The 12,480-nt window shown below is 67.4% G+C and carries 13 protein-coding genes and 1 tRNA gene; 5 read left to right on the top strand and 9 right to left on the bottom strand.

Features of this window, described 5'->3' with window-relative positions:
* Positions 1-75: 75 nt before the first annotated feature.
* Complete coding sequence (locus tag HZ989_RS07935) at positions 76-891, top strand: ferredoxin--NADP reductase (RefSeq protein ID WP_209320325.1); 816 nt, start codon at positions 76-78, stop codon at positions 889-891.
* Positions 892-1,038: 147 nt separating this feature from the next.
* Positions 1,039-1,371, top strand: coding sequence for a chorismate mutase (locus HZ989_RS07930; RefSeq protein WP_209323073.1), 333 nt, complete (start codon positions 1,039-1,041; stop codon positions 1,369-1,371).
* Positions 1,372-1,468: 97 nt separating this feature from the next.
* Here the strand turns inward: HZ989_RS07930 and HZ989_RS07925 are convergent, their stop codons facing one another.
* Positions 1,469-1,822: an Hpt domain-containing protein gene (locus tag HZ989_RS07925; protein WP_209320324.1), complete on the bottom strand. Its 354-nt coding sequence runs from the start codon at positions 1,820-1,822 to the stop codon at positions 1,469-1,471.
* The gene (locus HZ989_RS07920; RefSeq protein ID WP_209320323.1) at positions 1,822-3,237 is read right to left on the bottom strand and encodes an amino acid permease; all 1,416 of its coding nucleotides are present in this window, start codon (positions 3,235-3,237) and stop codon (positions 1,822-1,824) included. The genes HZ989_RS07925 and HZ989_RS07920 overlap by 1 nt, the downstream gene beginning before the upstream one ends.
* 196 nt (positions 3,238-3,433) lie before the next feature.
* On the opposite strand from HZ989_RS07920, the gene HZ989_RS07915 reads away from it, so the two are divergent.
* Positions 3,434-3,509 (top strand) — tRNA-Lys (locus HZ989_RS07915).
* Between the two features lie 110 nt (positions 3,510-3,619).
* Here the strand turns inward: HZ989_RS07915 and HZ989_RS07910 are convergent.
* The 7 genes from HZ989_RS07910 to HZ989_RS07880 all read right to left on the bottom strand — a co-directional run bounded on the left by HZ989_RS07910 (position 3,620) and on the right by HZ989_RS07880 (position 9,946).
* A complete protein-coding gene (locus HZ989_RS07910; RefSeq protein WP_209320322.1) occupies positions 3,620-4,141 on the bottom strand; it encodes a hypothetical protein in 522 nt (173 codons plus the stop codon).
* 13 nt (positions 4,142-4,154) lie between these two features.
* Positions 4,155-5,555 carry an MBOAT family protein gene (locus HZ989_RS07905; RefSeq protein ID WP_209320321.1) on the bottom strand — a complete coding sequence of 467 codons (1,401 nt, stop codon included), beginning with the start codon at positions 5,553-5,555 and terminating at the stop codon, positions 4,155-4,157.
* Position 5,556: 1 nt separating this feature from the next.
* The gene (locus HZ989_RS07900) at positions 5,557-6,324 is read right to left on the bottom strand and encodes a GDSL-type esterase/lipase family protein (RefSeq protein ID WP_209320320.1); all 768 of its coding nucleotides are present in this window, start codon (positions 6,322-6,324) and stop codon (positions 5,557-5,559) included.
* Positions 6,325-6,356: 32 nt separating this feature from the next.
* Positions 6,357-7,241 (bottom strand): DUF459 domain-containing protein, encoded by an 885-nt coding sequence (locus tag HZ989_RS07895; protein WP_209320319.1) that lies wholly within the window; start codon positions 7,239-7,241, stop codon positions 6,357-6,359.
* 93 nt (positions 7,242-7,334) lie between these two features.
* Positions 7,335-8,399: a peptidase gene (locus HZ989_RS07890; protein WP_209320318.1), complete on the bottom strand. Its 1,065-nt coding sequence runs from the start codon at positions 8,397-8,399 to the stop codon at positions 7,335-7,337.
* Between the two features lie 91 nt (positions 8,400-8,490).
* The gene (locus tag HZ989_RS07885) at positions 8,491-8,901 is read right to left on the bottom strand and encodes a DUF2177 family protein (protein WP_209320317.1); all 411 of its coding nucleotides are present in this window, start codon (positions 8,899-8,901) and stop codon (positions 8,491-8,493) included.
* A gap of 10 nt (positions 8,902-8,911) precedes the next feature.
* Positions 8,912-9,946 carry a cyclopropane-fatty-acyl-phospholipid synthase family protein gene (locus tag HZ989_RS07880; protein WP_209320316.1) on the bottom strand — a complete coding sequence of 345 codons (1,035 nt, stop codon included), beginning with the start codon at positions 9,944-9,946 and terminating at the stop codon, positions 8,912-8,914.
* Positions 9,947-10,125: 179 nt separating this feature from the next.
* Here HZ989_RS07880 and HZ989_RS07875 point away from each other — a divergent pair, with 179 nt between their 5' ends.
* On the top strand, positions 10,126-11,487 hold the full coding sequence (locus HZ989_RS07875) for an NAD(P)/FAD-dependent oxidoreductase (protein WP_209320315.1): 1,362 nt from the start codon (positions 10,126-10,128) through the stop codon (positions 11,485-11,487).
* A 53-nt stretch (positions 11,488-11,540) separates the two neighbouring features.
* Positions 11,541-12,413, top strand: coding sequence for a DUF1365 domain-containing protein (locus HZ989_RS07870; protein WP_245162320.1), 873 nt, complete (start codon positions 11,541-11,543; stop codon positions 12,411-12,413).
* Positions 12,414-12,480 lie beyond the last annotated feature (67 nt).

Raw genomic sequence — 12,480 nt, 5'->3', positions numbered from 1 at the left:
GCCCTCTCCCTCCGGGAGAGGGAAGATGTCGCGCCGTCTTTCCCGATACGCTATCCCCGCCTAAGACAAACCCCGATGACCGACGCCGCCCTCGCCCCGCCGCCGCCGAAACCTTCGGCCTTCCATGAGTTGGAGGTTCTGTCCGTCCGGCGCTGGACCGAGGGTCTGTTCAGCTTCCGCGTCGCCCGGCCCGAGGACTTCCGCTTCCGCTCCGGCGAGTTCGTGATGATCGGCCTGCCGGGCGAGGACGGCGGCAAGCCGATCCTGCGCGCCTATTCGATCGCCAGCCCTTGCTGGGACGAGGCGCTGGAGTTCCTCTCCATCGCTGTGCCCGACGGCCCCCTGACCTCGCGTCTGGTCAGGATCGAACCGGGCGACACCGTCCTGATGGGCAGGAAGCCCACAGGCACCCTGGTGCTGGATGCCCTGACCGGTGGCCAGACCCTGTGGCTGATCGGCACGGGTACCGGCCTGGCCCCCTGGCTCAGCGTCGCGCGGGATCCCGACACCTATGCCCGCTTCGGCCGCGTCATCGTCTGCCATACGGTGCGCAACGTCGCCGACCTCGCCTACCGCGACTTCTTCACCTCCGGGATCCACGACGATCCCCTGATCGGCGAGGCGGCGGCGGCTCAACTGACCTATTATCCGACCGTGACCCGCGAGGCTTTCGAGACGCCCGGCCGCATCACGGACCGCATCGCGTCCGGCGCGGTCTTCGCCGATCTGGGCCTGCCCGCAGGGTTCTCGCCGGAACGAGACCGCGTGATGCTGTGCGGCTCCATGGCCATGATCAAGGAAACCGCCGAACTGCTGGAAACCTTCGGTCTGAAGGAAGGCTCGAACGCCGAGCCCGGCGACTATGTCCTGGAGCGCGCGTTCGTTGGCTGAGTGTTTTTCTCCCGCTCATCCCCGCGAACGCGGGGACCCAGGGCTTTGGGCGATGAACGAAACCGATTTCGCACCGCTGCTGATCCCCGCCGCCGTGCCTCACAACAGGACTGGATCCCCGCGGTCGCGGGGATGAGCGGAGACATGATGCACAAGCCGGCTGTGGTCGCGGTCGATCCGCGTATGGACCCGAACGATTGCCAGTCGATGGCCGAGGTCCGCCAGGGTGTCGATGCCCTGGACCGCGCCCTGGTCGCCCTGCTGGCCGAGCGCCAGCGCTATATGGACGCCGCCGCCCGCATCAAGCCGGACCGCGATGCCGTCCATGACGACGCCCGGATCGAGGATGTGGTGTCAAAGGTGCTGGCCGCCGCCGACGCCTGTCATCTGTCGCGCGACATCGCCGAACCCGTCTGGCGCCTGCTGATCGACCGCTGCATCGCGCACGAGTTCGGAGTCTATGACCGGACCCGGAGCTGATCCGGGCCTGCCGGTCTTGCCGTCGGGGTCTGTTCGACAGAGTGACCCTGAACCACGCCGCGTGAGCCACCCTGACCCAGGTCACCCCTTGCGGAGATCACGGCTTCAGGGACCTCAGCCTCAGTTCGTGCCGCCAGGCCGCGACGTCGGCGAGGGCCGCGTTCAGCGCATCACGCACGTGCTCCAGCTTCGTCGGGACGACGTCCCTTTCCGCCGCCTCGGCTTCCGCGCAGACCCCCGCCAGCGCACCGGCCCCGATCCCCGCCGCCGCACCCCGGATGGTGTGCACAGCGTCCTTCCAGCCCTCCTGACGGGCGTCCAGCATCGGTGCCCACATCCCGGCCTGCTGGACGAACAGGCCGAGGACCTCTTCGGCCACTTCGTCGTCGCCGCCCGTCGTCCGGTCCAGCACCGAAAAATCGACCGCCCCGGTCAGGTCGCGCCGCGACATCAGGCGGCCTGTTCCGGATTCTTGGCCAGACGCGCGTTCCGCGACGACCACAGGAGATAGATCACCAGCCCGAAGGCGTTCCAGTACAGGAAGTACAGCTGCGTCCGCGCCTGCAGGCTGAAGAAGAAGACCACGCAGCCGATGATTGTGATGGCCCCGACCAGCCACCACAGGGGTGCCCGGAAGGTCCGGGGTCGGTTCGGATCGCGCAGCCGCAGCACGATCAGGCACACGCCCACCGCCGCGAAGGCCGCCAGCGTTCCCGCATTGGCCAGCGATGCCAGCTCGTCCAGCCGCATGACGCCGGCCAGGGCCGCCACCACGATGGCGGTGAACACCGTCACCACCGCCGGCACGCCCCGGCTCGAGATCTTCGCCAGCGAGGTCGGCAGCAGCCCGTCCCGCGCCATGCCGAGGAAGATCCGGCTCTGTCCGAACAGGAAGGCGAGCAGAACCGTCGGCAGGGCGATGACCGCCGAGGCGGCGAGCCACTGGGCCGCGGCTCCCTGGCCCATCTCGCGCAGGATCAGCGCCAGGGGTTCGGGGCTGGCGGCGAAGCTGGCGACCGGCCGTGCGCCGATCGCCGCAGCCGCTACCAGCAGATAAAGCGCCGTGCAGATCACCATCGATCCCACGATACCGATGGCCAGATCCCGCTCGGGCTTTTTCGTCTCCTCCGCCGCCGTCGAGATGGCGTCGAAGCCGTAGAAGGCGAAGAAGATGATGGCCGCCGCCGCCATGACCCCGGTCTGGACGAAGGGCGCGCCGAAGCCATTGGGCATGAAGGGGGTGAAGTTGGCTGCGTCGAAGGCCGGAAGGGCGATGGCCACGAACCCGATCAGGGCCGCGACCTTGATGACCACCAGAACCGCGTTCAGCGTCGCGCTCTCGCGCGTGCCCAGCAACAGCAGCCCTGTCACCACCGCGATGATCGCCACGGCCGGCAGATTGACCAGCCCGCCCGGGACGTGTGGCCCGACCGTCAGCGCCGTCGGCAGATCGATCCCCAGCCCGGTCAGGAACCCGACCGCATAGCCGGACCAGCCTACCGCCACGGCCGAGACGACCAGCGAATACTCCAGGATCAGCGACCAGCCCACGACCCAGGCGATCACCTCGCCCAGCACCGCATAGGAATAGGCATAGGCGCTGCCGGCCTGCGGCATCATGGTCGACAGCTCGGCATAGGCCAGGGCCGCGCAGGCGCAGACCAGACCCGCCAGGGCAAAGCTGATCATCACCGCCGGTCCTGCCAGTCCGGCCCCCACCCCGATCAGGGTCAGGATGCCGGTGCCGACGATCGCGCCGACGCCCAGCGCCAGCAGGTGTGGCCAGCTCAGCGTCGCCCTCAGGCGCGGCCCATCGGAGGCCTGATGCATTGCATCGATGGACTTTCGCCGGTTCCAGAACGCCATGCCCGATCCTCCCCACGCCCGATCCGGGCGATTCCGCTTCGGATGCTAGCGGCTTGCGACAGGATGCGGAACCGGCGCAAAGGCCCTTGCATCTGCGAGCCATTCTCTCTATCCCGCCCGTTCGCCTGCGGCGTCCAACGACGATACACGCAAAGGTAACGCAGCGATGCCATCGTTTGCCACGGCGAAATGGTACGGGTGATTAGCTCAGTTGGTAGAGCAGCTGACTCTTAATCAGCGGGTCGCAGGTTCGAACCCTGCATCACCCACCATCGTTCCCTCCGGGACCTGTTCCACAGATCAAGGCTTGTCTGAACAGGTGGCGCACCGGCCGCTGAATCCGGTTCAGATACCCCCCGCCTGACGCTGTGTCCGCCGTCGATCATCGCGTCTCGTTCAGAGGCCAGTCCGCGTCACGCCCCGCCTCATAGCCGTCTCTCAGCGCTTGCCGTGGCTGGTCGGCTCCCAGTTGCGAGGTCTGCTCGACCCAGACATCGGCCAGGCGGCGCACCGTCGTCGTGACCCATCCCGGCGCCTGCTGGCGCGACCAGTTCTGGATCGACACGGCGTTGAAGATCAGCAGAAAGGCACCCGCAATGACGATCGTGCGGCTGGCCCAGCGCCGGTCGCGGGCGGCCACGTCTTCGTCTTCGGGCGGCGGACCGGGCGGAAAGGCGAACCGGCCCAGCGCGATCAGCGGGGTCAACGCCGCCATGACGGCCGGCTCTGCCGTCGGCAGATCGTGAGGATCGGCGGTTTCGATCCAGTCGCTCGCCGGGTCGGCCGCGGCGCTATCCAGATAGGGTTCGGTGCGCTCACCGTCCAAAGGAGGAAAAGGCGACACCGTATTGGGCACAGGAAACGGACCCAGCGGTATCTCGGGCTCATGGGGATAGTCGGTCATCGGCTCACCTCCCTCAGAACTGGAAATAGATGAAGGGGGCCACGCCGTCCGGACGCACGGCCTCGACCATCAGGATGGCGGCGCCAAGCAGCAGCCCCATGGTCAGGGACGGCGCGGGCTTCAGCCAGGTCGCCACACCCTCCACCGCGCGCGGGGGCAGCCAGTGCATGGCCAGCCCGCCGACGATCAACACCAGCAGGAAGGGCGTGACCATCGTCGATGCAGACCAACGACCGAGGCCTGCGAGCACCTCCATCGCCATGGGGAAGCTCTCGGCCCTGAACAGGATCCAGCCCAGGCACACGATGTGGAAGGTGATCAGCACGCCCAGCCAGGCGGGCGGCCCCCTGCCCGGCCCAAGGATGGACCGGCCGAGCCGCTCGACCACCTGGACCCCGCCGTGCAGGGCGCCCCAGGCGACGAAGGTCCAGGCCGCCCCGTGCCACAGCCCGCCCAGCAGCATGGTGATGAAGACGTTCAGGCAGGATCGCACCAGCCCCTTCTTGCCGCCCCCCAGCGGCACATAGAGGTAGTCCCTCAGCCAGCTGGACAGGCTGATGTGCCAGCGCCGCCAGAACTCCTGCATGGAACTGGCCCGGTACGGCTGGTCGAAATTCCTCGGGAAGGAATAGCCGAGCAGGGCCGCAAGCCCGATCGCCATGTCCGAATAGGCCGAGAAGTCGCAGTAGATCTGGACCGCATAGCCATAGACCGCTGCCATCAGGTCCAGCGTCCCATAGGCGGCCGGGTCGAAGAACACCGGATCGACCAGCCGGATCGACAGCTCGGACGCGATCACCGTCTTCTTGAACAGACCCCAGACGATCAGCAGCAACCCGAGCGTGGCCATTTCGCGCGTCAGCCGGGGCACGCGCTCGAACTGGGGCAAGAGGTCCGACGCCCGCACGATCGGACCCGCGACCAGGTGCGGAAAGAAGCTCATCAGCAGCATGACGTCGAGCAGCGACTTCGCCAGCGGCGTCTTTCCGCGATGAACGTCCACGACATAGGAAATGCCCTGGAAGGTGAAGAAGGAGATCCCGACCGGCAGCACGACCTGCAACAACGGCAGATCCCGCTCCCACCCGAACCGGATCAGAAGGTCGCCCGCCTGTTCGACGAAGAAGCCGTAGTATTTGAAGAAGCCCAGGATCAGCAGATTGCCCGCGACGCCCAGCCCGACCAGCCAGGCGCGGCGGTCGGCCGGCCGACGCGCGATCAGGACCGCCACGCCCCAGTTCAGGATCGCCGAGCCGATCAGCAGGCCGACGAACCGCCAGTCCCACTGGGCATAGAAGAACCAGCTGGCCAGCAGCAGGAACAGCTTTCTGCGTCCGTTCTCGCGGTCCAGCGACCAGGCGGTGAAATAGACGAACAGGAAGAACACGCCGAAAGCCAGCGTCGGGAACAGCACCTCAGAACCCCCGCCGGTCGTGCGCCGTCATCAGGTCGCCGAACAGCAGGGCACCGATCCAGTCGCCGCCGGCCCGGGTGAAATGCACGTGGTCGCCGCGCATCAGGGGCGCGTTCCCCAGCGTCAGGGCGAAGGCCGAACAGTCTCCCCCCATACGGCCCTTCCAGTCCCAGAACGCGACGCCCGTCGACGCGGCCACCCTGTGCTGCACATCCCGCACCACCGACAGCATGGCCGGCGCCTTCCAGCGCTGCTCCGTGTCGCCGGGACAGGTCCCGCCCCCGTCCCCGCGCATCGCCTCGGGTGCCCCCAGGATGAGGACGGAAGCGCCGGGTGCCGCGCGCCTGACCCGGTCGATCTGGCCCCGCAACAGGGCCTCATAGGCGGTCGGGTCCAGCAGGTCGTCGAACCCTTCGTTGGTGCCATAGGCGATCACGACCAGGTCCGGCATCTCGTCGGGGTCCGGCAGCGGCTCGGTCGCGGCCATGGCGTTCAAGGTCGCGCCAACCCGCCCACGGGCGTCCAGGATGATCTCGCGCCCTTCGAACCGCCCCCTCAGCCGCCACATCAGCGAGGCCGCGATGTCGCCGCCCGCCGTATGGCTGTCCCCGAACTGGATGATGCGCACGATCCGTCCCGGCTGTTGCAGGGCGCGAAAGAAGGATGCCAATGCCCGGGGCTGGCAGATGCCGTCCGGACAGGTCGCGCTCACCGGCGACGGCAGGGCGACATAGGGTCTTTCCTGCGCCTCAACTGCCCCGGCGAGCATCGAGAGGCTCCCTGCGATCAGGGCGGCGCGGATCACGCTCCGGCGGCGGGTGGCGGGGGCACCGCGACGTCCAGGCCCGCGTCACGCTTCAATCGCGCGGCGACCGGCTCGGCGATCCTCAGATAGCCCGCCATCGACATGTGGATCCCGTCGTTGGCCCGCATCAGGCGCCGCCGCCCGGTACCCGTCTCGGCCAGATAGGCGTCGTAGTCGCCGTCCGCGTTCTCGGTGAGGCTTTCAGTCTCGATAAAGGGCACGCCCAGCGCCGTCATCCGGGCGGACACCACCTGGTTGATCAGGGTCATCCTGGCGTCGAACCCGGCTCGTTTCATCCTGGGCAGGCCGACCCAGTAGACGGCGATGTCCCGGCCCCGCAGCATCGCCACCAGGTCGTCGACCCGTTTGGCATAGGCGGCCTTCCAGCCCTCGGTGCCGAAATCGTGGATCTCGCCGTCCATGCTGATGCCCTGGGCATCGTTGGTGCCGAACAGGATCACGGCGACATCGACCGGCTGTTCCGCGATCTGACGCGCCGTCCTGGCCTGGATATCGACATAGTCGTAGCGGCTGAGGCCCGTGGAGACCTGGCTGAACTTGGTGACACTGACGCCCGGCTGCGTCCGCAGGTCGCGGTAAAGCGCGGTCCATAGCCCGTCGCCCATGGAATCGCCGAACACCCCGATGCGAAGGCTTCCTCGCGCGGCCTTCTCCTGCAGCGGCGTCAGGGTCGGCAGCACGGGCCCCGCATCCGGCAGGGCGGCCGGCGCGCCGGGTCCCGGCCCCGAGGAGGCACTGGCCACTCCGCCGAACATCAGGGTCGGATGGCGCAGCCAGGTACGACCGTCCGGCGTCAGGACCAGCCCGATGCCGATGCCCACGAGCAGAGCGGCCGTCACGGCATTGATGCCCGCCTTCACCCCGATACGCCCCCAAACGCAAACGACCCGGCTTCTATAGCCGGGCCGTCCAGCGCCGCGCCATGGCGCACGCGTCACGCACGAGTGAAAACGTTAACGCAGCTCGGTGAAGAACAGCTCGGCCGGGAGGCTGTCGCCGCCGTACGATCCGACCCAGATGTCATAGACACCCGACCGGGGCCGCTGGAAGGTCAGTTCGGCATCGTTGCTGCCGCCCGAGTCGTCGTCGCAGTACCACTGGCCATCCGGCCCGTTGACGACCAGGGTCACGTCACCGTTCGAGGTCGCCCCGATGGTCAGCGGCAGGCTGCCTGCATCGTAGGTGATCTGGAAATCCGGAGCCGAGGCGATCCGGCCCGCGCAGCTGTCATCGACGATCGAGGCGTCGATGCTGCCGCCCGCCAGCACCGACACGGTGTAGGGATCGCCGCGGAAGCCCGAGCTCAGATCGATCTCGCCATAGGCCGCCGTCGCCGAGCTGTCGGGATAGGTGCTGCCATAGTCATCGTTACGACCGTTGTTGCGGTTGTCGTTGTCGTAGAAACCATTCCGGCGGTCGTCGTCGCGCCAGCCGTTTCCACGGTCGTAGCTGTTGTTGTCGCCATAGTTGTTGTTGCGACCGTAGTCGCTGCCCAGCTCGGTCACGAAAAGCTCGGCCGAACCGCTGTCTCCGCCGAATGCGCCGACCCAGACGTCATAGGTGCCGGACTGCGGGCGCGAATAGGTGATTTCCGGATCGGTCCCGCCACCCGAATCATCGTCGCAGGTCCAGCGCCCGTCGGGGCCGTTGATGACGAGGGTCGTATCGACCTGACCATTGACGCCGAACGTCAGGGGCAGGTTGCCGGCGTCATAGGTCAGCTGGAAGTCGGGGGCTCGCGCCACCATACCGGTGCAGCCGCTGGCGATCGCCGACGCATCGATGCTGCCCCCCGAGGTCACCGAAACCCGGTAGGGATCCTCGTCGAAGCCGGAGTCCAGATAGACCTCGCCAAAGGTCGCAGACGCGCTGGCATCCACGCCGCCGCCATACGACTGGCCGTATCCACTGTTGCCGTACTGGCCATAGGGCGAGGTCGTCCCATAGGCGTACGGATCGACCGCACAGCCCGCCAGGCCGATCGCAGCCGCCCCGCCCAGTACCAACCAGAGTTTCATGACCCGTCTCCCCCGGACTTCTCGTCCCCAGGTGCAACAGATATCATCGCCCGGTACAAGACAATGCCTCCGGCCAAGCTGTCTGAAACCGTCAGGTGCGGCCAGCCACCGCGCGGGTCGCCAGGTAACCCAGGGTCGCCGCCGCCGTGGTCAGGAAGGTGCCCCAGCACAGGTCAATGATCGTCAGCTTCCACTGCCAGACCGCCAGCGTCGCCTGGTTGGTCAGGTCATAGGTGGCATAGGCCACGAACCCCAGGGCTGCGCCGTTGATCGCCGCCCGCGTCCAGGCCCCCTCCTTCAGCGCCGGGGCGACCGCCAGGAAGACCACGCCGCCGATATAGATCAGATAGAAGGCCACCGCTGCGACCATGTCCGGCTGGGGTGTCATGATCGGTCCGATGATCGGCTTGTACAGCCGGTCGGTCATGGTGGTCAGCCAGCCAAAGTCCACCACCGCCATCGCTGCGCCGGTCGCCAGATAGGCTACGATCCATTTCAACATCGAACAGTCCTCAAACGGGTTTCAGGCGATAGTGGGTGACGGCCCAGGTGTTGCCGCCGTCGTTTCCGAACAGGCCCGCCGTCGCCAGATAGAAGCGGCGCCAGCGACGGACCCACAGCCTTGCGTTCTCGCGGCCATAGGTCTCCTGCATCAACTCCAGAACGCGGTCCGGGTTCGCATCCATCCTGGCCAGCCAGTCCTCGGCCGTGCGGGCATAGTTCTCGCCGTTCCAGGTCCACTGCTGCTCGATCGCGAACAGGTCGGGAAACTGGTGCATCAGATCCCGGCTGGGCATCACGCCGCCGGTGAAGAAATGCCGGGCGATGAAGTCGCCGTTGTCGGTGTGATCGAACCGGTAGGGCGCGTCGCGGTGCGTGAAGATGTGGATGAACATCCGCCCGTCGGGCTTCAGCCAGCCCCTGGCCCGGGTCAGCAGGGCGCGCCAGTTGGCCATGTGCTCGAACATCTCGACCGAGACGATCCGGTCATAGGTCCCGGCCGCCGGGGCCTCGAAATCGTTCATGTCGCAGGTGATGACGTTCAGGTTCGTCAGACCCCGCAGCCGGGCCTGTTCCTCGATATGGCCGCGCTGTCCGTGGCTGTTCGAGACCGCCGTGATCCGACTGTTCGGATATTTTTCCGCCATCCACAGCGACAGCGATCCCCAGCCGCAGCCGAGTTCCAGCACGCTCTGCCCATCCACCAGTTCGGCATGGGCGCAGCTTTCGGCCAGCGCCTTCTCTTCGGCCTGATCCAGCGTCTCGGCCCCGTCGCCGTACAGGCAGCATGAGTATTTCAGCCGCGCGCCCAGACAGATCCGGAAAAACTCCGGTGGCAGTTCGTAGTGCTGGTCGTTGGCGGCGTCGGTGTGTTCGGCGATGGCGCGCACCGCCATCTGGCGGGCGAACGCGGCAGAATCGTGCGGCCCCTCGCGGTCCAGCTTCTTCCTCGCCTCTGTCACAAGGCTGGCGATCGCCGGGCGGGTGACGAAGTCGGGAAAGGGCGCATCCTGCAGCTGGCGAATGGCGACATTGGTGAGGTTCATGCGGCGATCCTGACATTGCGTGGGCGCTCGCGGCCCATTACGCCTGAGATCAGGTGTAACGGCTCCGCTGCGGAAGACCACCCAGCTACGCGGCTTCAGGCGCGGCGGATGATCTCATCCACGCCCTGGTCCGCGCCGTAGCTTCGGGCCGAACACCCCGCCTGCTGTCCGGAGACCCCATGAGCGCCCACCTCGTCGCCTCGACCGATCACCCCGTCGCCAGAAAGCGCATCGCCGTGGTCGGGTCCGGCATCGCCGGCCTGTCCTGCGCCTGGCTGATGTCCAGGTCGCACGACGTGACCCTGTTCGAGGCAGACGACCGCATCGGTGGCCACTCCAACACGGTGGAGGCCCCCAGCCCCTCTTCGCCCGTCGCCGTCGACACCGGCTTCATCGTCTATAACGAGGACAACTATCCGAACCTGAAGGCCCTGTTCGAACACCTGTCGGTGCCGACCAGGGCCGCCCACATGTCCTTCGCCGTCAGCATGGACGACGGGGCTTTTGAGTATTCCAGCCACGGCATCGCCGCCCTGTTCGCCCAGAAGCGCAACTACGCCAGCCCCCGCTTCTGGGGCATGATCGGCGACCTGCTGCGGTTCCAGAAACAGGCCCCCCGGGACCTGCCGGAGATGGAGCGGTCGGGTGAGACGCTGGTCCAGTACCTCGACCGCAACCGCTACGGCCGTCTGTTCCGCGACGCCCACCTCCTGCCCCAGGCCGCCGCCATCTGGTCCTCGACCCTGGACCAGATGACCGGCTATCCGGCTGCGTCCTTCGTGCGGTTCTACATGAACCACAACCTGCTGACCTATGACCTGAAGCCGACCTGGCGCACGGTGGACGGCGGCAGCCGGGAATACGTCCGCCGCCTGCACGCGGACTTCGCAGGCGAGACGGTTCTGGGCGCGGGGGTGGTCGGCATATCGCGCAGCGCGCCCGGCGCCTCGGTGCGGTTCGTCGACGGTCGCACGGAGCGGTTCGACGACGTCGTCCTCGCCACCCATTCCGATCAGGCCCTGCGCCTGCTGGACCAGCCGACAGCGGACGAGCGCCGCCTGCTGGGTGCGATCGGCTATCGCCCCAACCGCGCCATCCTGCACCGCGACACAGCCCTGATGCCGAAGCGCCGCAAGGCCTGGGCCGCCTGGACGCACAAGGGCTATTCCGACCGCGCGGGCGAAGGCGGCGTCACCTACTGGATGAACGAGCTCCAGTCCCTGTCCGGCCCGCCCCTGTTCGTCAGCCTGAACCCGGCCAAAGACCCCGACCCGGCCCTGGTGCTGGGCGAATGGGATTACGAACACCCCGTCTTCGACACCGCCGCCGTCCGCGCGCAGAATGAGCTCTGGTCGTTGCAGGGCGAAGGCGGCGTCTGGTTCGCCGGCGCCTGGTTCGGCTCGGGTTTCCACGAGGACGGACTGCAGGCCGGTCTGGCCGTGGCCGAGCAGCTCGGCGGCGTGCGCCGGCCCTGGTCGGTGGCCAACGAAAGCGGTCGCATCGTCCTGGCGGCACCCGCCGCCCTTTCCGAGGCGGCGTGACGACCATCCAACAATCCTCACCCGCGCAGCGGGGGAGGGGGACCGCGCGAAGCGTGGTGGAGAGGGCGGACGCACGCACCGTCTCTGGGGTCGCCCCCTCCACCGCTTCGCGGTCCCCCTCTCTCGTTTCGCTGCGCTACTCGGGGGAGGATTTTTCGAACGCCCTCTACGTCGGCGAGGTCGTCCACCATCGCGTCTCCGGCATCCAGCACACCCTGCGATACAGCCTCTACATGCTGCTGCTGGACCTCGACACGGCCGAGGACGCCATCCGCCCCCTGCGCTGGCTCCGGACGGGTGCGTTCGGCCTGATGACCTGGCGCGCCCGCGACCACGGCGATCGCAGCGACACGCCCCTGCGCACCCAGGTCGAGCATCACCTGTCCGCCGCCGGCATCGACATTGCGGGCGGCCCGATCCGGTTGCTCTGTATGCCCCGCATCCTCGGCTACGGCTTCAACCCGCTGGCGGTCTATTTCTGCCACCGTCCCGACGGCAGCCTGGCCGCCCTGCTCTATGAGGTGACCAACACCTTCAACGAACGCCATTCCTACCTGGTCGCTGTGCCCGCAGAGGCCAGGCCGGGCGTGGTTCGCCAGACGACCGACAAGACCTTCTTTGTCTCGCCCTTTATGGACATGGCCCTGACCTACGACTTCATCGTCCATGCGCCGGACGAAGCGGTTTCGGTCGTCGTCGCTGTCCGCCGGGACGACACCCCGATGCTGACCGCGTCCTTCGCCGGGACGCGCCGCCCCCTGACCGATGCAGCCCTGTTGAAGGCCTGGATCACCCATCCCCTTCTGACCTGGAAGGTGATGTTCGGCATCCACTGGGAGGCCTTGCTTGGTCTGTTCAAGGGGGCGCGCTATCGCGAACGCGGCAGGCCCCCTGCCCATCCGGTAACGGTGGGCAAGGCACGCTGATCCGGCTATCCCTTGCCCATCGGGCGTCGCCGATCTAGAGACGACCCGACGCCGCGTTATTCATCAG

The organism is Brevundimonas sp. AJA228-03, assembly GCF_017795885.1.
Taxonomy (GTDB): Bacteria; Pseudomonadota; Alphaproteobacteria; order Caulobacterales; family Caulobacteraceae; genus Brevundimonas.
The sequence above is the reverse complement of the archived record's forward strand: the minus strand, read 5'-3'. Positions and strand labels throughout refer to the sequence as shown.

What these genes read in the sequence shown, in the direction of transcription:
- HZ989_RS07935 (WP_209320325.1), top strand. Translation starts at nt 76, where the DNA reads ATGACCGACGCCGCCCTCGCCCCGCCGCCGCCGAAACCTTCGGCCTTC.
- HZ989_RS07930 (WP_209323073.1), top strand. Translation starts at nt 1,039, where the DNA reads ATGCACAAGCCGGCTGTGGTCGCGGTCGATCCGCGTATGGACCCGAAC.
- HZ989_RS07925 (WP_209320324.1), bottom strand. Translation starts at nt 1,822, where the DNA reads ATGTCGCGGCGCGACCTGACCGGGGCGGTCGATTTTTCGGTGCTGGAC.
- HZ989_RS07920 (WP_209320323.1), bottom strand. Translation starts at nt 3,237, where the DNA reads ATGGCGTTCTGGAACCGGCGAAAGTCCATCGATGCAATGCATCAGGCC.
- HZ989_RS07910 (WP_209320322.1), bottom strand. Translation starts at nt 4,141, where the DNA reads ATGACCGACTATCCCCATGAGCCCGAGATACCGCTGGGTCCGTTTCCT.
- HZ989_RS07900 (WP_209320320.1), bottom strand. Translation starts at nt 6,324, where the DNA reads ATGCTCGCCGGGGCAGTTGAGGCGCAGGAAAGACCCTATGTCGCCCTG.
- HZ989_RS07890 (WP_209320318.1), bottom strand. Translation starts at nt 8,399, where the DNA reads ATGAAACTCTGGTTGGTACTGGGCGGGGCGGCTGCGATCGGCCTGGCG.
- HZ989_RS07885 (WP_209320317.1), bottom strand. Translation starts at nt 8,901, where the DNA reads ATGTTGAAATGGATCGTAGCCTATCTGGCGACCGGCGCAGCGATGGCG.
- HZ989_RS07880 (WP_209320316.1), bottom strand. Translation starts at nt 9,946, where the DNA reads ATGAACCTCACCAATGTCGCCATTCGCCAGCTGCAGGATGCGCCCTTT.
- HZ989_RS07875 (WP_209320315.1), top strand. Translation starts at nt 10,126, where the DNA reads ATGAGCGCCCACCTCGTCGCCTCGACCGATCACCCCGTCGCCAGAAAG.